At 32.3% G+C, this 18,771-nt stretch carries 14 protein-coding genes; 8 read left to right on the forward strand and 6 right to left on the reverse strand.

Annotation, left to right across the window (positions count from 1 at the left end):
• Position 1: 1 nt before the first annotated feature.
• From ACXJH6_RS01120 to ACXJH6_RS01130, 3 genes are read right to left on the reverse strand one after another with little or no spacing between them, the layout of a single operon-like run.
• The gene (locus ACXJH6_RS01120) at positions 2-1,300 is read right to left on the reverse strand and encodes a phenylacetate--CoA ligase family protein (protein ID WP_456469920.1); all 1,299 of its coding nucleotides are present in this window, start codon (positions 1,298-1,300) and stop codon (positions 2-4) included.
• A gap of 18 nt (positions 1,301-1,318) precedes the next feature.
• Positions 1,319-1,846, reverse strand: a complete 528-nt coding sequence (locus tag ACXJH6_RS01125; protein ID WP_456469921.1) for a 2-oxoacid:acceptor oxidoreductase family protein — start codon at positions 1,844-1,846, stop codon at positions 1,319-1,321.
• A complete protein-coding gene (locus tag ACXJH6_RS01130) occupies positions 1,843-3,654 on the reverse strand; it encodes a thiamine pyrophosphate-dependent enzyme (protein ID WP_456469922.1) in 1,812 nt (603 codons plus the stop codon). The genes ACXJH6_RS01125 and ACXJH6_RS01130 overlap by 4 nt, the downstream gene beginning before the upstream one ends.
• Positions 3,655-3,770: 116 nt before the next feature.
• On the opposite strand from ACXJH6_RS01130, the gene uvrC reads away from it, so the two are divergent.
• Complete coding sequence (uvrC, locus tag ACXJH6_RS01135) at positions 3,771-5,582, forward strand: excinuclease ABC subunit UvrC (protein ID WP_456469944.1); 1,812 nt, start codon at positions 3,771-3,773, stop codon at positions 5,580-5,582.
• Positions 5,579-6,334 (forward strand): bifunctional riboflavin kinase/FAD synthetase, encoded by a 756-nt coding sequence (locus ACXJH6_RS01140; protein WP_456469923.1) that lies wholly within the window; start codon positions 5,579-5,581, stop codon positions 6,332-6,334. Before uvrC ends, ACXJH6_RS01140 begins: the two co-directional genes overlap by 4 nt.
• Here the strand turns inward: ACXJH6_RS01140 and ACXJH6_RS01145 are convergent.
• The 3 genes from ACXJH6_RS01145 to ACXJH6_RS01155 are packed head-to-tail and all read right to left on the reverse strand — an operon-like array spanning position 6,318 to position 11,183.
• Positions 6,318-8,639: a putative bifunctional diguanylate cyclase/phosphodiesterase gene (locus tag ACXJH6_RS01145; protein ID WP_456469924.1), complete on the reverse strand. Its 2,322-nt coding sequence runs from the start codon at positions 8,637-8,639 to the stop codon at positions 6,318-6,320. The genes ACXJH6_RS01140 and ACXJH6_RS01145 overlap by 17 nt on opposite strands.
• On the reverse strand, positions 8,629-9,114 hold the full coding sequence (locus tag ACXJH6_RS01150) for a hypothetical protein (RefSeq protein WP_456469925.1): 486 nt from the start codon (positions 9,112-9,114) through the stop codon (positions 8,629-8,631). The genes ACXJH6_RS01145 and ACXJH6_RS01150 overlap by 11 nt, the downstream gene beginning before the upstream one ends.
• Positions 9,114-11,183 carry a TonB-dependent receptor plug domain-containing protein gene (locus ACXJH6_RS01155; RefSeq protein ID WP_456469926.1) on the reverse strand — a complete coding sequence of 690 codons (2,070 nt, stop codon included), beginning with the start codon at positions 11,181-11,183 and terminating at the stop codon, positions 9,114-9,116. Before ACXJH6_RS01155 ends, ACXJH6_RS01150 begins: the two co-directional genes overlap by 1 nt.
• Positions 11,184-11,261: 78 nt before the next feature.
• Here ACXJH6_RS01155 and abc-f point away from each other — a divergent pair, with 78 nt between their 5' ends.
• The 6 genes from abc-f to ACXJH6_RS01185 all read left to right on the forward strand — a co-directional run bounded on the left by abc-f (position 11,262) and on the right by ACXJH6_RS01185 (position 18,673).
• Positions 11,262-13,205: a ribosomal protection-like ABC-F family protein gene (gene abc-f, locus ACXJH6_RS01160; protein ID WP_456469927.1), complete on the forward strand. Its 1,944-nt coding sequence runs from the start codon at positions 11,262-11,264 to the stop codon at positions 13,203-13,205.
• A 2-nt stretch (positions 13,206-13,207) separates the two neighbouring features.
• Positions 13,208-14,020 carry a YihY family inner membrane protein gene (locus ACXJH6_RS01165; RefSeq protein WP_456469928.1) on the forward strand — a complete coding sequence of 271 codons (813 nt, stop codon included), beginning with the start codon at positions 13,208-13,210 and terminating at the stop codon, positions 14,018-14,020.
• Positions 14,021-14,022: 2 nt separating this feature from the next.
• The gene (ppa, locus tag ACXJH6_RS01170; protein ID WP_456469929.1) at positions 14,023-14,541 is read left to right on the forward strand and encodes an inorganic diphosphatase; all 519 of its coding nucleotides are present in this window, start codon (positions 14,023-14,025) and stop codon (positions 14,539-14,541) included.
• Positions 14,542-14,734: 193 nt separating this feature from the next.
• Positions 14,735-16,687 carry an acetate--CoA ligase gene (acs, locus tag ACXJH6_RS01175; protein WP_456469930.1) on the forward strand — a complete coding sequence of 651 codons (1,953 nt, stop codon included), beginning with the start codon at positions 14,735-14,737 and terminating at the stop codon, positions 16,685-16,687.
• The gene (locus tag ACXJH6_RS01180; RefSeq protein ID WP_456469931.1) at positions 16,684-18,042 is read left to right on the forward strand and encodes a sensor histidine kinase; all 1,359 of its coding nucleotides are present in this window, start codon (positions 16,684-16,686) and stop codon (positions 18,040-18,042) included. Before acs ends, ACXJH6_RS01180 begins: the two co-directional genes overlap by 4 nt.
• On the forward strand, positions 18,023-18,673 hold the full coding sequence (locus tag ACXJH6_RS01185) for a response regulator transcription factor (RefSeq protein ID WP_456469932.1): 651 nt from the start codon (positions 18,023-18,025) through the stop codon (positions 18,671-18,673). Before ACXJH6_RS01180 ends, ACXJH6_RS01185 begins: the two co-directional genes overlap by 20 nt.
• The last annotated feature ends 98 nt before the right edge of the window (positions 18,674-18,771 follow it).

The raw sequence follows: 18,771 nt of genomic DNA on the forward strand, positions 1-18,771 counted from the left end.
TTTATCCTTTTCTTTTATCTATAATCCTAACCGCTTTTCCCATGCTTCTTTCTATCGTGTTAGGTTCAACCAAAATAACGTTCGTGTTTATATAAAGATTATTTAACAGCGCGCTTTGAAGGTCTTTTTTGATTTTTTCAAGTTTTGCCACATTATCCATCATAATCTCATCGCTAACCTCAACCATAATTTCAAGTTTGTCAAGATAACCTTTTTTATCCGCTATGATTTGATAATTAAGAGTAACCCCTTCGCTATTGGCTATAACATGCTCAATCTGAGAAGGAAATACGTTAACTCCGTTTATTATTAGCATATCATCGACTCTTCCGCTTATACTTTCCATTCTCACGGTAGTTCTCCCACAAGCACATGGTTCTCTATACAATCTTGTTATATCCCCAGTTCTGTACCTTATTATAGGAAGAGCCTGTTTGGTAAGAGTAGTTAAAACAAGTTCCCCAACTTCCCCCTCAGGCAACACCTCACCCGTTTTAGGATCTATTATCTCCGGATAAAAATGGTCTTCATTTATATGAAGTCCAACCCCCTTATTACATCCGAAAGCAACACCAGGTCCTATAATCTCGCTAAGACCGTATACTTCGTAATACTCTATATCCCACATTTTTGCGACTTCCATTCTTAATCCCTCACTGGTAGGCTCGGCTCCGAAAAATCCGGCCCTCAGCTTATAATCTTTTCTAAACTCAGGCCCCTCTTTTCTGGCAACTTCCGCCAAATGAAGGGCGAAACTTGGAGTACAGCATAAAATAGTGGCACCAAAATCTCTCATTAGCATAAGCTGTCTGTCGGTAAACCCCCCGCTTGCGGGAACAATAGTGGCTCCTATTTTCTGGGCAGCTTCATGAAACCCGAGACCTCCGGTAAAAAGACCGTATCCGTAAGCGTTATGAACCACATCTTTGCTTGTAACATCACCGGCGACGTAAGTTCTCATAATAACCTCATTCCAAACATCCATATCGTGCTTTGTATATCCCACGACAGTCGGTTTCCCTGTTGTTCCAGAAGAACTATGAATCCTGACAACCTCACTCATAGGCACTGTAAAAAGTCCAAAAGGATAATTATCCCTTAAATCCTGCTTTTTGGTAAAAGGAAGTTTTTGAATATCCTCAAGTGTTTTAACATCATCCGGTTTAATTCCGAGTTTATCAAATTTTTGTCTATAAAAAGGACTTAAAGAATATACTCTTCTTACCACTTCCTTTAATCTTTTTAATTGAAGTTTTTCTATATCTTCTCTTTTTGCGCTTTCAATTTCATTCAAAATCATTTTTGTCTCCTTTTGTTTTTATATATTTTGTGCATATTCTATCGCTTTATCCAAAATTTCAAAATTTTTAGAAGCGAATTTAGGATTTGTCTCTTGTATAGCCTCTTTTACCTCATCTACGCTAAATGGAAAATCCTTAACTTTCGCAAGGACTATTCCAAGCATAAAAACGTTTAATCCTTTTGCATCAAAAAGCCCGTCTTCCGCAAGTTTCGAAGCATCTATTTTATAAATCTCCACTGGTAGCGAAGGAAATTTATCTGCATTAACCACTATTTTTCCGTCTTTTTTCAAGTAAGGCAGGTTTAAAACGGCTTCGTCTTTATCAAGCGCTATAAGCAAATCTGCCTGGGCATAATCTATAAGGGGGTTGTAAAAATCCCCTATTTTTATGTGAGAACTCACACTTCCTCCCCTTTGACTCATCCCATGATTTTCGGTACCTAAAAATTTATATCCTTTTTTTCCGGCGCAAACACTTAACACCTTTACCAAAAAAACCACTCCCTGACCTCCAAATCCGGCTATTACTATCTGATATCTCATTTTTCTTCCTTTCGTGGAATAAAAGCGTCTGTCGGACATACGCCGCTTATACAAACCCCACATCCGACACACAAAAGAGGGTCTATTTCAATTTTTCCATTCTCATTGTAAGCCATAGGAGGACATACAAACTGAGTAGTACACACATCACAGGCAACGCATTTCTCCTCATCAACTTCGGCGTAAACTTTAGGGAGAAACTCATCCGCCCTTTCCTTATCTAAAACACAAAACTGTCTGCTTATAACCACTAAAGGTTTATCAATCTCTTCGTATTTTTTCTTTACCTTTTTAAAAAAGTTTATAGTTTCATTAATATCAGGTTTGTAAAAATATTCCATAACCTCAGCCCCGCACCCTTCAACGACTTTTTTAAGGTCAACCTGAGGGTTTTCTCTCTCCGGAGTTGTCTGACGCCCTGTCATAGCAACAGTCGAGTTATCCAAAACAACCAAAATAAACTTAGCCTTTTGATATACAGCGTTTATAAGGGGCGGAATCCCTCCGTGGAAAAAGGTGGAATCCCCTATTGTAGCTATTACGGTTTTATTTTTATCGGCAACGGCAAAACCGTGAGCCATAGAAACGCTTGCTCCCATACAAAGCACCGTATCAATAGCTTCCTGATTTATTCCAAGCGTATAACATCCTATATCAGAAGGATAAATCGACTTTTTAGGCCTGAACACTTTTTTAATGGCAAAAAACATATCTCTATGAGGACATCCCGGACACAGATTTGGTTTTCTTACCGAAAAATTTTCAGGAATAAAGAGAGGTTTATAAATATTTTTCCCCTGATAAAGACCTGTTTTTTTTAAAGATTCAAGCACTCTTTCCTTATTCATTTCGTCAACCTGATGCATATGCCCACTCATCCTGCCGTAAACGTTTTCGCTTCTTATCTCTTCTTCAATTACAGGATATGTCTCTTCTACAACAAGGACTTTTTTATATGTTTTTACCAACTCTTTTAACCTGTCAGCCGGCAGAGGATAAGGCATATCTATTTTTAAAATATCTATATCAAGTTTAAGTTCTTCAACAACTTCTTTTACGTAACCATATGCCGCCCCGCTTGAAATTATCAAATTTTCACTTCCCTTTAAAGAATCGATTTTAGGCTTTATAAACTCCCTGTAATTAAAGTCCCTTATTTTATCCAGTCTCTCAAGCTGTTCGTATGCTTGGGCTAGTCTGCCGGTTCTTGGTACAGCCGCCCACCTTGAAATATCTCTTTTAAAATCTCCTTCCTGTTTTTTAAAAGAGTAATTATCTTCAACTTCCACTATCTCTCTTGAATGAGAAACCCTCATAACGCTTCTTAACATAACAGGGGTCTCAAAAATTTTTGAGATTTTAGAAGCCAATTTTGTAAATTCGTAAGCTTCTTTGGGAGTCGAAGGGTCTAAAACCGGAATTCTCGCAAATCTCGCAAATTCCCTGCTGTCCTGTTCGGTCTGGGAGGAATTAAATCCCGGGTCGTCTGCGACAACCAGCACAAAAGCACCCTTGTTTCCTATAAAAGAAGCGCTCATAAGAGCATCGCTTGCTACATTAAGCCCAACCTGTTTCATTGTAACGGCAGCGTTAACCCCGGCAACTGCTCCGGCATAAGCCACCTCAAACCCTACCTTTTCATTTGTGGCCCATTGGGCGTAAGCCGGAAGTTTAAATTCTTTTATAAGTTTTTGATACGTGGTAAGTATTTCGCTTGAAGGTGTCCCGGGATAACCGCTGAGTATCCCCGTATCCGCATGGTAAAGTCCCCAGGCTATAGCTTCGTTCCCCATTAACGTCAGTTTCATCATAATCCTTTGAGTAATTTTAAACAATCATATCAAAAAAAATTTTAATTTTTGCTTAAGACACCGACCAAATGAGGAATTAATCATTTTTTTATATAATTTCATAAAAAAGGAATCTGTTGTTAGCCGAAAAAATCAAATCCCTTCCGGATAAGCCGGGAGTTTATCAATATTTCGACAAAAACGGAAAACTTTTATATATCGGAAAAGCAAAAAGTCTGAAAAAAAGGGTAAAAAGTTATTTTCGGTTCAATCCCTTCAGACCAGCCGAAAATCTAAGTCCCAGAATTTATAAAATGATAAGCGAAGCAAAAGACATAAACTATATTGTAGTTGAAAGCGAAAACGACGCTCTTATTTTGGAAAATTCCCTTATAAAACAGCTAAAACCCAAATACAATATTCTTTTAAGAGACGATAAAACATATCCTTATATTTATATCAACCTTGATGAGCCTTTCCCCATGCCTCAAATCACCAGAAAAATTGTAAAAGGAAAAAACATCAAATATTTCGGACCTTTCAGCAGCGGAGCTTCCGCTATTCTTAAAACCGTATATGAAGAAATTCCACTTGTTCAGTCAAAAAGCTGTCTTAAAGGCAAAAAAGCATGCCTTTATCACCAAATCGGCAGATGTTTAGCACCATGTGAAGGAAAAATTACTTCAAAAGAATATATGAAATATATAAATAAAGCCATAAAATTAATCCATAATAAAGAAAAAATATTAAACATTCTTTATAAAAGAATGGAAAAACACGCCCAAAATCTTCAATTTGAAGAAGCCGCCGAAATTAGAGACAGAATAAAATCTATTGAAAGCGCCGAAATTTACTCAAAAGTCGATTTGGCAAAACTTGAGGATTTGGATATTTTCGTAGTTGAAATATTTAACAAAAAAGCGGTGGTTATCAGGATATTCGTCAGGGAAGGAAAAGTGGTTGCAAGTTCACATTCTATTATCAACTCCCAAACCGCACCCGAAAAAGGAGAAATTTATACAAGGGCAATTTTGGAATTTTACTCAACCGAAACTCCTTTTACTTCAAATAAAATACTTGTGGGTGAAGATTTTGAAGAAAGAGAATGGCTAAGCAAAGTTTTAAGCGAAAAATTCGGCAAAAAAATCTCCATTATCACCCCTACTACGTCTGAGCGAAACAATTTAATAAAACTTGCAAAATTAAACGCCCTTGAAGTTATTAAAAACACCAAAGAAAACACGATTTTAGAAGAGATAAAAACTCTTTTTAACCTTCAAAACACCCCTTATAAAATCGAAACATTTGACACTTCCCATATGCAGGGTGAAGCAACGGTAGGTGCTATGATTGTATGGGAAAACGGTAAATTTAAAAAAGAAGACTACAGACATTATCATCTTGAAAGTAAAGACGAATACTCTCAAATGAGAGAGCTTCTTACAAGAAGAGCAATAAGTTTTAAAAAAAATCCTCCGCCTGAGCTGTGGCTGATTGACGGGGGAAAAGCCCAGCTTAAACTCGCTAAGGAAATAATTGATTCAACCGGAGCAAATATAGATGTTTTAGCTATCTCAAAAGAAAAAATCGACTCAAAAACCCACAGGGCAAAAGGTGCGGCAAAAGATAAAATATACTATTTTGACGGAGATGAGGTATTAAAACTAGATTTATCGGCAAATGATAAAAGGCTTCAGTTTCTGCAGATGCTAAGAGATGAGGCTCACAGGTTCGCAATAGAGTTTCACCGAAAAACAAAAAGAAAAAAAGACACCCAAATAGACTTACTAAAGGTAAAAGGAATAGGAAAAGCCAAAATGACAAAACTTTTAAATTATTTCGGAACATTTGAAAATATCAAAAAAGCTTCGTTTGAAGAGTTAAAAGACGTATTAAACGAAAAAGACGCAAGAGCGATTATTGAATTTTTTAAAGAAAACAGATGAAAATAGCAATAGGAGGTTTTGACGGAGTTCATATCGCCCATCAAGAGCTCATTCGAAAAGCCGACAAAGTAGTAATAATAGAAAAAGGAAGTTCCTTAACTCCCGGATTTGACAGGCTTGAATACATTAAAAAGCCTTTTGATTTTTTAATTTTAGAAAAAATAAAAGATTTAAGCGCATTGGAGTTTATTAAATACCTTAAAAAGTTAAACGCTTCGTGTATTATTGTAGGAGAAGATTTTAAATTCGGCAAAAACAGAAGCGGTGATATAAATACTTTAAAAAAATATTTTAAAGTGGAAGTTATAAAAGAGATAAAAATAGAAAACACAGGAGTTCATGCAAAAGTTATAAGAAAATTCATAAGAGAAGGAAACATCAAAAAAGCAAACACCTTTTTAGGAAGGAATTACAAAATAAAAGGAATGCAGATAAAAGGACAGGGACTAGGCTCAAAAGAACTTGTCCCTACTATAAATATAGAACCATTAAAGCCTTATACCATTCCAAAAGCCGGTGTTTACGCAACTTTTACCAATTCAGCTCCATCCGTTACATTTATAGGAACACGCTCAACAGACGATAATTTTTCCATCGAAACTCATATTCTCTCCCCTTTTAAAGAACAAAAATTAATCTCTATAGAATTTTTTGACCTTATAAGGGAGATTAAGAAATTTTCCTCTTTAAACGAACTGAAAAAAGCCATTTTTGAAGATATAAAAAAAGCAAAATCTATTTTGGATATTTAAAATTTTTACAATATTCAATAAATTTTTTTTCCTCTAAAGGAGGTGAAAAATAATACCCCTGTACTATATCACAACCTAAATCCTCCACTATTTCAAGAAGTTTTTTGGTCTCAACCCCTTCGGCTACGGTTTTTTTATTAAGGACGTTGGCTATTTGAATAATCAGTTTTGTAATAACCAAATCGTCATTATCCGTTTCCAAATCCCTTATAAAAGTCTGGTCTATTTTTAAAGTATCAAAAGGAAGTTTTTTAAGATAATTCAAAGAAGAATATCCCGTCCCAAAATCATCAAGGGCTATTTTAAAACCTAAGGCTTTAACTTCTTCCAAAACACTTATCGCATAAGAGATATTCTGCATACTCAGCGTTTCGGTTATTTCTATTTCCAGCTTAGCAGGGTCTATTTTATATTCGTTTAAAAGATTTTTTAAATTAGAAACAAAGTCTCTTTGTCTAAATTCATTAGCGGATATATTAATGGCTAATACATAATCTTTAAAGGCTCCCTTTTGCCATTTTTTTAACGTTTCAAACGCTTTTTTCATAACATAACGGTCTATTTGAACAATTAAATTACTCCTTTCGGCATGAGGAATAAAATAAAAAGGACTCAAAAGACCTCTTGTGGGATGATACCATCTGATTAAACCTTCAGCACCTTCTATTTTTTTATTTTTAATATCTATTTTAGGCTGAAAAAATAAAACAAGTTCGTTATCTTTTTTTAAGGCTTTTTTAAGTTCGGATGTTATATTGTAATATTCATCCACCTGTTTTTTAAGCTCTTCATTAATAAACGCACAGTTGTTTTTACCTTTGTTTTTGGCTTCATACATAGCAATGTCCGCAAATTTTAAAAGCTCTTCCTCATCTTCGGAATCATCCGGGAAAATAGCGCACCCTATACTGAAAGTAGGATATATGGGAGTAGTTTTTATTATTATAGGCTTTTTTAAAACGTTTGTTATTTTATTTACAACTTCTAAAACATCATTTTTTGAATTTATTCCGTTTAATATAACAACAAACTCATCTCCCCCTATTCTTACGATAACATCGCTTTTTCTCAACGCTTTTTGAAGACGGTTTGCAATCTCAATAAGCAGTTTATCGCCGCTTTCATGACCTAATGTATCGTTAACCATTTTAAAATTGTCCAAATCAAGATATAAAATGCCTATTTTTTTTCCATCCCTTTTGGCTATTGAAAGTAAAAGATTAAACTGCTCTTTTAAATATGTCCTGTTAGGAAGGGATGTCAGAGGGTCATGATAAGCCAAAAATTCGATTTTCTGCTGTTTTAAAATATCTTCCGTAACGTTTAAACTAACGCCTATTATTTTATCTTTTATGCATTTTCCCACAGTTTTTAAATAAAATATTTTGGCGTTATCGTTTATAAATTTATGAACAAACTCAAACGAACTGCAGTTTTCACAGGCCTCTTTAATATATTTTAAAAATCTGTTTTTATCTTTTTCATCCATATGATTTAAAAAATCTTCAAAAGAAGAGACCTGTTTTAATCCCAGAAACTTTATATGCTTTTTACTTAAAGTAAATTTTTTGCTTTTACAGTCGTAATCCCAGCTAAACATCTCGGAAATCTGCTGGGCCGTTTCAAGATGTTTTTTATATTTTATAATCCTTTGCAGAAATTTTCTTTGGTTTTCATAAAAGAGATTAACCTGAGAGAGGAGTTTATTAACGGCGTTTGTAATATTTACTATTTCATAATAATTATCAACCGGTTTTATGTAAGAAATTTTTTTAAAATTGATTTTTTCAAGTTTTTTTGCAAGAAAATTGAGTTTTGTAATTCTTTTTTTAAAATAAAAAAACACCAACGCTATTAACGGCAAGACTATTCCCACATATATTAAAAACCTTATAAAATACTTTTCAAAAAAATGTTCTAAAAAACTTTTTTCATCATAAAAAACTATTATTTCGCCTACTTTTTTATTTTTTTCAACAACCGGAATAACTATTTTTCTGCCTGTATTAACGGATGAATAAGAATATCTTTTTTTACCGATATTAATAACAACATTTTTTATCTCTTTTGAATGAAGTATTGTTTTTTTTATTTCATTGTTAAGTTCTTCCAAAAAATCAAGTTTTAAAAGTGTAATCAGTGTCTCTTTTTCATTTTTAAAAGTAAGTTCTATTTTTTCTCTTTGAAGCTCTTTTAAGGTTTTTGAAATATTAAAAAAATCAAAGGTAATATAAAGCATAAATAGAGTTAATAAAATAAAAAGAAAAATATCAAGCATTTTTTTTAAAGAAATTCTACTTTTCATAGATTTTAGCCACCTTAAATATTATTGGACTTAAAGAAATTTTTGCTTTTTTTAAAAGATAAGGATTTATAAGAGGTTTTATTTTAACACCTATATATACGTTAATTATAGAATATTCTATCGACTGCGGATAGACCCCGAAAATCAGTTTCCTTTTTTTTAACAGATTATCTAAAGTATTACCGCAGACTTTTTTTGCCATTAAAACATATGCGTCGGCATTTGGAATACCTTGATTAAGAGGAGCTATTTTTACGTTAATCCCCTGTTTTCTTAAAAGCTTGGCCATTTCATAAGCATTCTCTTTTTCACTCTCTTCATACAAAACAGCAAAAGTAATTTGTTCTTTATCTTTTAGAGATGTTTCAAGTCTTACTATTTTAGGATAAAGTTTTGATTCTATCAACAACAGTTCTTTCATATTTCCGAATAAAAACGAAAAACAGATAAGTAAAAATAAAATTAATCTTTTCATCACCAGCTTTTCTCAACTGTAAGATATATTTTTCTTCCAATTTCAGGAACTTTCGCCCCATCAAATTCAAAAAAATACCTTCCGGCAATTAAATCGCTCGGGTCAATCCAATAATAATTTTTATGATTTGTTATATTATCGACACCTACTCTAAAATCATAATCTTTATATTTAAAATTAACATTTGCATTGAGGGTAAAATAAGGGTTAATATCTTTAATTATAGGCGTTTTTATCTTACTGCCCCACAGGCTACCAACAAAAGCGGAACACTTTTCGTTAAACCTGTAATTCAAAAAAGATTTTACAAGATGTTCCCTGTTACCCGGCCAGTCGTAATAATCAATACCTTTAATATTCATCTCAAAATCGTAATAATTTTTGTTTAAAGAATAAGAAAAGTTAAAATGATACTTCTCATCATACCTGTCATAACTAAACTCTCCTCCCCTTATATGATAATCGCCCAGATTTTCATATATTTTTTTACCTGTGGAAAAATCTATTTTTCTTCCTATATAATCTCTATTAACCCCGTAAAAATAAACAAGTTTTATTTTGTCTTTATCCGTTATTTTTTTTATAAAAATGGCTTCTAACATATCGATGGTTTCTGGTTTTAAATCTTCGTTACCGTTAAAGTCGGTAGCGCTTTTAGAATAAAGTTCCACCCAAGAAGGCACCCTGTAAGCAGAATTGAAAAGAAGTTTAAAAGTCGTTCTTGAAGAAAAGTTATACACCCCTCCTAATTTATAAGAGATTTTTGAACCAAAATCGTTGTAATCATCATACCTAGCCCCTCCTATTAAAGAAAATTTATCGCTTAATGTAATTAAATCCTGAGCTCCAAACGAATAGACAAACCTGTGTATTCCTTCTTTTAAAGCATTTTTATCTCTTGTTAAATGTTTTTTATTAGGCCCTAGATTAACAGCATTTTGAACTCCGTCCATACTATCTACGTATTGAAGATAATAATAATCAAAAGGCTTGGCGTATTTTGTTTCAAAAACAAAAACAATATTGTGTAAATCGCTTTCATACCTTAACGAATCTTTAAGATAATATTCTATTTCGTTAACTTTAGCCCCCGCAATAATATCATTATCCGGATTATTGTCTATAGTTTCGTTAAAATCGTAAGGTATAGTCCTAAACTCCCCGTCCCATATATAATATTTAACTCCCGCATCAAAAGAGTTTTTAAGGTTATATTGTAAATATTTTGAATAATTATAATTTAAATACTGATGGATAAGTTTTATCGTTTTGTCGTGTTTTAAAGGAGTAATTCTGGAAATTCCAAAAAAGTTACCTTTTTCATAAAACTGCAGCCTGTATTTTATGTTATAGTTTTCTTCCTTATAAGTTACCCCAAGGCCTATGTTTTTTTCCAACGTATGCGCTTTTACCCCGCTTCTGTAAGGGATTGCGGTATATGTCTCTATATCCGCCAGATAAGAAGTCGGAGCGGTAATATCCGGTTTTGAATAGCTGTAATAAGCATCTATTAAAAGTTTGTCGTTTTTAAACTTTTTAAATAAACTTCCTACATACTCTTTTTTGTTGGATATATAAAAATTGACAAAATCATCCTCAAGTTCATCAACAGTAATAATATTAATTACGCCTAAAAAAGCGTTTCCTCCGTATAAAACGGAATCAGGGGTTTTTGTAAATTCTACCCTTTTAATAAGAGAAGCCGGAAAATTATAATAATAAAACTGATTGGTATAAAGGTTATTGGTAACCTCAACACCGTTTATCATAAATTTGATTTTATCCCTGTATGTGGATTTGTTTCCTCTTATAATAAGCTCTTTTTTACCGCTTGAAGACATAGAAAGCTCAACACCCGGAATATACTTTAAAACATCAAGAAGCGTTTTTGCCCCGCTTTTTTTGATAAAATCTCGTCTTATTACATCAACATTCGAGGGAGCTTTATCTATATTTATTTTTGTCTGGGTGGCTATTTCGCTAACTTCGTTTAAAGCCTGTAAAAAATCTTCGTTTTCAGAAGCAAAAGCGAAAAATATTGATAAAATTACTAATAAGATTTTTTTCATTTTTAAACTCCCGGACATTTTGATTAGAAATTATAACAAAAATATTACATCTGTAAATAATAACAAAAAAGGGAAAAAATGGCATTAATAGATTTAATAAACGTCAGCAAAAAATTTGAAGCCCAAAAAATACTCTGCAACGTAGAATTTCATCTCGATGAAGGAGAAAGGGTCGCTCTTATTGGAAAAAACGGAAGCGGTAAATCCACTCTTATGAAAATAATCGACGGCACTATAGAACCCGACAGCGGAGAAATAATCACTAAAAACGGAATAAAAATAAAAAGACTTCTTCAACAGCCGAAATTTAATGCGGGAGTGAGTGTAAGAGAAGCTATAGAAAACGAACTTGCCGAATTTAAAGAGGCTTATGAAAAATATTTAAAATTAACCGAAGAATTCAGCAAAAATCCGGATAATAAAGCCGTGCAAAACGAACTTGACAAAATAACAAAATTTTTGGATTTTCATAACGCATGGAACCTAGACGACAGAATAGAGAGAGTATTGCAGGAGTTCGATTTAAAAAAATACGAAAACAAAGACATTTCACTGCTTAGCGGTGGAGAACAAAGAAGAGTGGCCCTTGCTTCTCTTTTACTTCAAAAACCGGACGTCCTGCTTTTAGACGAACCTACAAACCACCTTGACGTCTATATGACAGAGTTTTTGGAAGATATGCTTTTAAAAGAAAAATATACTTTTATAGTAGTAAGCCATGACAGGTATTTTATAGACAGAATCGCTACAAGGGTCGTGGAACTTGAAAACTGCCGTCTTAGAAGCTTTAAAGGGGGATATGCCGATTATATCAGACAAAAAGAAGAGCTTTTAAAAATTAAAGAAAAAGAATATGAAAATGAACTAAGACTATTAAAAAGAGAAGAAGAATGGCTAAGACGTGGAGTTAAAGCAAGGCTAAAAAGAAACGAAGGCAGAAAAAAAAGAGTGCTTGAACTTCGCGAAAAAGTAAAAGAAGACAGAAGCGAAATCCGTAAAATAGAAATCCAGCTAAAACGGGAACTTCTCAAAAAAGAAGAAGACAAAATAAACCGTAAAAAAGTTATGTTTGAGATTGAAAACCTTACAAAATCAATCGGAAACAAACTTTTAATAAAAGATTTCTCTACAAGGATTTTACAAAAAGACAAAATTGCAATAGTCGGTAAAAACGGAGCAGGAAAATCAACACTTCTTAAACTTTTAATAGGAGAGGAAAAACCCGATAGCGGAATTATAAAAGTCGGAGAAAATCTGAAAATCGGATATCTTGACCAGAGAAAATCTATGCTTGATGATAACAAGGATTTGATTGAAACGTTTTGCCCTGAGGGCGGAGACCATGTAAATGTAAGAGGCCGCAATATGCATGTATATGGATATTTAAGAGAATTTCTGTTTCCTCCGGAATATCTGACAAAAAAAATCGGCGTTTTAAGCGGAGGGGAAAAAACAAGAGTCGCTCTAGCGCTTCTTTTTACAAAAAATTTTGACGTTTTGATTTTAGATGAGCCCACAAACGACCTCGATATTCCGACAATCAATATTTTGGAAGAGTATTTAATAGATTTTGATGGAAGCGTAATATTTGTAAGCCATGACAGATATTTTGTAGATAAAGTGGCTAAGAAGCTCTTTATTTTTAAAGGCGGCGGAATTGTGGAAGAAAGCCACATTCCGTACACCGAATATCTTGAGATTGAAAAAGAACTCAAACAAATTGAAAATGTTAAATGGAAAATGGAAAATGAAGAAAAAAAAGAAAAGCCTAAAAAAAGAACTCAAAAAAAACTGAGTTACAAAGAACAAAAAGAGCTAAACGAACTGCCAAAGCTTATAGAAGAGCTTGAAACAACGATAGCCGAAATTGAAGAGTGCCTGGCAGACCCTGAATGTTATCAGGAAAAAGGACTTATGACTTTAAGTAAAGAACTTGAAGAGATTAAAAAGATATATGATGAAAAGGTTGAAAGATATCTTGAGCTTGAAGAAAAAAAAGAAAAACTTCAAATGGAAAATTGAAAATGGAAAATGGAAAATTATTAAAAATATTAAAAAATATAAATGTAAAAGCACTAAAAGAAACGGTTGATGAAATTACACTTTATTCGGCGGCACTGAGTTTTTATACTATTTTTTCTCTTGTTCCGATAATTTTAATTGTTTTAAGTATTTTTGCTTCGAGCCCTTTTTTTAACGAATTTTATATAAAACTTGAAAATTTTATAGCATCAAATATTCTTCCCACAAATCAGGAACTTATTAAAGAATATTTAACTCATTTTTTAAGTAATTCTTCTAAAATGGGAATTATAGGAGGTCTTTATATTTTAATCACCTCTATTTTATTTTTTGATAACTATGAAACAATAATTTCAAAAATTTTTAATCAGGAAAAAAGAAATCTGTGGGAAAGAATTAAACTTTACTGGACAATGCTTACCCTTTTTCCGATACTTTTTGCCACGGCTATGTATTTATCAATTAAATTTCAGTTTTTTCTTGATAAATCCTCTTTAACGTCATGGATTAATATAGCTACATTTGCGCCGTTTTTATTAATGTGGTTTACATTTTTTTTAGCTTATAAATTAACATTAATTAACGAAACAACAAAATCAGTCTTTATTTCCTCGTTTCTAGTAAGTATTGCTTTTTTTATTTCTAAAAACGTTTTTATTTATTACGTATTAATAAATAAGACTTATACAACCATTTACGGTTCTGTTTCCATATTAATGTTTATGCTCTTGTGGATATATATCAACTGGATTATTTATATAAGCGGTATTTACTTAATAAAGTATTTGGATATAATTTCACAAAAAAAGGAGTAAAAATGGATATCAGTAAAATTAAACCTGGAAATCCTGAAGAAGCGGTAAACGCGGTTATCGAAATTCCAAAAGGAAGCAATATCAAATACGAACTTGATAAAGAAAGCGGTGCTATTTTTCTTGACAGGATTCTTTACGGAAGCCAGTTTTATCCTGCAAATTACGGATTTGTACCTAACACTTTAGCAGATGACGGAGACCCGATTGATATTTTGGTTCTCTCAAGTGAGAGTGTAGTACCGGGATGTGTTATTAAATCAAAAGTAATAGGTGTACTTATCATGGAAGATGAGAGCGGAAAAGACGAAAAAATAGTAGCCGTACCCGTTACAAAACTTGACCCTAAAATGGCTAAAATAAACGATTTATCAGATTTGCCTGAAATAGAATTAAATCAAATCAAACATTTCTTCGAAACATACAAAGACCTTGAACCTGGAAAATGGGTAAAAGTTACAGGATATGCAGGAAGAGATAAAGCGATTGAGCTTATAAAAAAAGCAATTGACAACTACAAATAAAAATGAAAAGTTAAAAATTAAAAGTGAAAAGTTTTTATTAATTTCTAATTTTACACTTTTCACTTTACACTTTTCATTTTTTCTGTTACCAATCTACACACCCCAATCCATCCTATAATAAAAAAACCTTATATGCTATATTTATGCTGCGTTTTTTTCTTATGATAAAAAAAACACAATAAAGGAGTTCTTAATGACAACAGAAGTATATTACCCTCATAAAGAATTATTCAAAAACCCGGCATTTAAAAATATGTGCGAATACTGGGATAAAGTGGAAGAGTTTAAAAAAGATTACGAAGGAACATGGGCAAAACTAGCAAGGGAAAAAATAAGCTGGTTTAAACTTTTCGATACTGTATTGGACGAAAGTGAAGCTCCATTTTATAAGTGGTTTGTGGGAGGAAAATTAAACGTATCCTATCAATGTATAGACAGACATCTTGAAAAAAGAAAAAATAAAGCAGCTATTATATGGGAAGGCGACAACGGAGAAAAAAGAATAATAACTTACCTTGAACTTTACAGAGAGGTAAACAGATTTGCAAATCTTCTAAAATCCCTTGGAGTTAAAAAAGGCGACAGAGTCGTACTTTATATGCCTATGATTCCGGAAGCTGCTTTTGCAATGCTTGCATGTGCAAGAATCGGTGCCATTCACAGTGTGGTATTTGGGGGATTTAGTGCAGAAGCGCTTAAAGACAGAATAATAGACGCAAAAGCAAAAGTGGTAATTACGGCTGATGGAGCCTTTAGAAAAGGCAAGCCTTATATGTTAAAACCAACAGTTGATAAAGCTCTTGAAGGAATTGATTTTGTTGAAAAAGTTTTAGTTGTTGAAAGAAATAATGAAGATATCAACTGGGTTAGCGGAAGAGATGTAAGCTACAATGATTTAATCGTAAATCAGCCTGATGAATGCGAACCTGAAACTATGGAAAGCGAAGACCCTCTTTTCTTGCTTTATACTTCAGGAAGTACAGGAAAACCAAAAGGGGTTCAGCACTCTCAGGCCGGATATATTCTTTGGGCTCAGCTTACTATGGAATGGGTATTTGATGTAAAAGACAACGACACTTACTGGTGTACGGCCGATATAGGATGGATTACAGGACATACATACATCGTATACGGTCCTCTTGCAGCCGGAGCTACTACACTTATGTTTGAAGGAGTGCTTACTTACCCGGATGCCGGAAGAGGCTGGAAAATGATTGAAGAATATAAAGTAAATCAATTCTATACAGCTCCGACAGCAATCAGACTTCTTCATAAAATGGGACCTGAAGAACCTAAAAAATACGACTTAAGCTCTCTTAGAATTTTAGGAACGGTTGGAGAGCCAATCGACCCTGCTGCATGGAAATGGTATTATGAAGTTGTAGGAGGAGGCAGATGTTCAATCGTTGATACTTGGTGGCAGACTGAAACCGGAGGACATATGATTTCACCTCTTCCAGCGGCAACTCCTATTAAACCTGGAAGTGCTACATTCCCTCTTCCTGGAATATTTGCGGAAATTATTGACGAGGAAGGAAATAAAATGCCTCCTCATGAAAAAGGTCTATTATGTATTACAAAACCGTGGCCTAGTATGATTAGAACTATATGGGGAGACCCTGAAAGATTTATCAAAAGTTACTTCTCCACAGCAAAAAAAGACGGAAAACCTGTATATTTTAGCGGAGACGGTGCAATATACGATGAAGACGGATATATCTGGATTACAGGAAGGGTTGATGACGTAATTAACGTTTCAGGACACAGACTGGGAACTGCTGAAATAGAAGCGGCTATCAAAAAACATCCGCACGTTGCAGAAGTTGCGGTAGTCGGAAAACCTGATGAAATTAAAGGTGAGAGTATATTCGCTTATATCGTATTAAAAAACGACAATTTAGCAGAAGAGATGGAAATAATGAAAGAAATTAACAACATTGTAAAAGAAGAAATCGGGGCAATAGCAAAAGTTGATAATTTCGCATTTGTACCCGGACTTCCAAAAACAAGAAGCGGTAAAGTTATGAGAAGAATTTTAAGAGCTATTGCAAAAAATGAACCTATAACACAAGACACTTCAACACTTGAAGACCCAAAAGTTGTAGAAGCGATTATAGAAGTGGTAAATACCTGCATTATTAAATGAAATTATCGCTAAATACAATTTATTTAGGAGGGGTCTCCCTTCTTTTTATATTATCTTTAATTTTTACTTCACTTGCTATTTACGAAGAATATAAAGATTTTGAAAACGAACTTCAAACATTCAAACAAACATATATAAAAAACAAAAAAAAAGAACTTGGCTCAACCGCCTTTAAAGTGGCAAAAATTATAAAAAGCACTCCTTCATACAAAAAAATCCTGAATATCGTACTCCCGACTAATTTATATGTTAAAATTTATAAAAATAAAAAACTCATATACACTCACTCAAAAGAAAATCCAAATTCAATTACTTTAATCTTTAAACAAAAAGACATTAAAATCATTTTAAAAGAGCCCTTAAGTGGCCTAAAACAATTAATAAAAAAGAAAAAAAAGCTTTTAATTCATAAATTAATAAAAATTATGCTAAATATTCTTACGTTAAGCTTTATTATATATATGTTCGCACTTTGGGGATTTTATCTGTTAAACAAATTCTTAAAACAGGAAATCGCCCTTTTTGTTGAATTTTTTAAAGACGCCTATCAAAAACATAAATACATAAAATTTAAAGATATTAAAATAAAAGAATTTTTAGATATTGCCATTTATGTAAATAAAATGCTAAAAGAATTAAATAAAAAAAACAAAGAATTAAAAGAACTTAATTTAAAACTTGAAGAAAAAGTAAAAGAAAAAACAAAAAAACTTCAAAATCTTATTTCTTCTCAAGAAGAATTCATTAAAACCGCAATTCACGAAATAAACACTCCATTAGCAATAATTTTAACCTCAATAGACTTTTTGGACAAAAAAGATAAAAATGTAAGTAGAATTGAAGCGGCCGTTCATATGATTAATAATATATATGCTGATTTAAGCTTTGTATTAAAATATAAACACAAAAATTACCCGCCTCAGATTATCAATATAAAAGATGTGCTGATTGATAGAATACAGTTTTTTGAAATGATTGCCAAAGCCAAAAAACTTAAAATAAATACCGAAATTGAAGATTTTAATGTTTTTATAAATAAAGAAGAATTAATAAGAATAATTGATAACAACATTTCAAATGCCATAAAATATTCCATTCCAAAAAGTGAAATTATAATTACGGCAAAAAACAATATTTTAAGTTTTTCAAATAAAACAACTGAAATTGAAAATATTAACAAACTTTTTGAACCTTTTTACAAAGAAAAAGAAAATTCATCCGGATTTGGTCTTGGACTATATCTGGTTAATGAAATTTGCAAAAAATACAATATTAAAGTAGATATACTCTATAAAGATAATATAATTACATTTAAATATATATTTAAGGGAAATAATGAAAATAGTTTTAGTTGAAGATGAATTTTCTCTCAATGAAATAATTACCGAATATCTTGAAAATGAAGGATATACGGTTATTTCTTTTTTCGACGGAAACGAAGCTTATAAGTTTTTAAAAAACAACTCTTATGATATTTTAATTCTTGATATCCATCTTCCTAATAAAGACGGATTTTCTATTTTGGAAAAACTACAAAGTCTAAAAATTTTTCCTCCTACCATTTTCATAAGCGCAATGAACAGAATAGAAGACATTACAAGGGCATATAATCTCGGATGTTTTGATTATATTAAAAAACCTTTTTACTTAAAAGAACTTTTAATAAAGATAGAAAGACTGGAAAAAACACTCAATCCTTATGAAAAAAATTTAATTAAACTTTCAAAAAGATACAAATTCGACGTAAAAAACAACGAACTTTTATTTGACAACGAAATAGTGATATTAAGCAATATACACAAACATATAATAAAAATATTGGCTCTTAACAAAGGAAAAACGGTAAGTTTTGAATATTTAAGAGAAGAGGTATGGCAAAACAGCGTTGATAATGCAACGATTAGAGCGGAAATCAGCAGATTAAAAAAATTTTTAAAAGAAGATTTAATTACAAACATTAGAGGCGTAGGATATATGATAAAATAATTTTGTTACTTTTTTACACACATTATTTTTTTATTAATATAAATTGTTACATTTTTCTCCAAGTGCTACGTTTATGCTACACAATAAACATATCATTT

The organism is Caminibacter sp., from assembly GCF_053999135.1.

Excerpts from the sequence above, each read along its gene's own strand:
- ACXJH6_RS01120 (WP_456469920.1), bottom strand. The coding sequence starts at position 1,300 with ATGATTTTGAATGAAATTGAAAGCGCAAAAAGAGAAGATATAGAAAAA.
- ACXJH6_RS01130 (WP_456469922.1), bottom strand. The coding sequence starts at position 3,654 with ATGAAACTGACGTTAATGGGGAACGAAGCTATAGCCTGGGGACTTTAC.
- ACXJH6_RS01150 (WP_456469925.1), bottom strand. The coding sequence starts at position 9,114 with ATGAAAAGATTAATTTTATTTTTACTTATCTGTTTTTCGTTTTTATTC.
- ACXJH6_RS01185 (WP_456469932.1), top strand. The coding sequence starts at position 18,023 with ATGAAAATAGTTTTAGTTGAAGATGAATTTTCTCTCAATGAAATAATT.
- ACXJH6_RS01165 (WP_456469928.1), top strand. The coding sequence starts at position 13,208 with ATGGAAAATGGAAAATTATTAAAAATATTAAAAAATATAAATGTAAAA.
- ACXJH6_RS01180 (WP_456469931.1), top strand. The coding sequence starts at position 16,684 with ATGAAATTATCGCTAAATACAATTTATTTAGGAGGGGTCTCCCTTCTT.
- ACXJH6_RS01125 (WP_456469921.1), bottom strand. The coding sequence starts at position 1,846 with ATGAGATATCAGATAGTAATAGCCGGATTTGGAGGTCAGGGAGTGGTT.
- ppa (WP_456469929.1), top strand. The coding sequence starts at position 14,023 with ATGGATATCAGTAAAATTAAACCTGGAAATCCTGAAGAAGCGGTAAAC.
- ACXJH6_RS01155 (WP_456469926.1), bottom strand. The coding sequence starts at position 11,183 with ATGAAAAAAATCTTATTAGTAATTTTATCAATATTTTTCGCTTTTGCT.
- acs (WP_456469930.1), top strand. The coding sequence starts at position 14,735 with ATGACAACAGAAGTATATTACCCTCATAAAGAATTATTCAAAAACCCG.
- ACXJH6_RS01140 (WP_456469923.1), top strand. The coding sequence starts at position 5,579 with ATGAAAATAGCAATAGGAGGTTTTGACGGAGTTCATATCGCCCATCAA.
- abc-f (WP_456469927.1), top strand. The coding sequence starts at position 11,262 with ATGGCATTAATAGATTTAATAAACGTCAGCAAAAAATTTGAAGCCCAA.
- ACXJH6_RS01145 (WP_456469924.1), bottom strand. The coding sequence starts at position 8,639 with ATGAAAAGTAGAATTTCTTTAAAAAAAATGCTTGATATTTTTCTTTTT.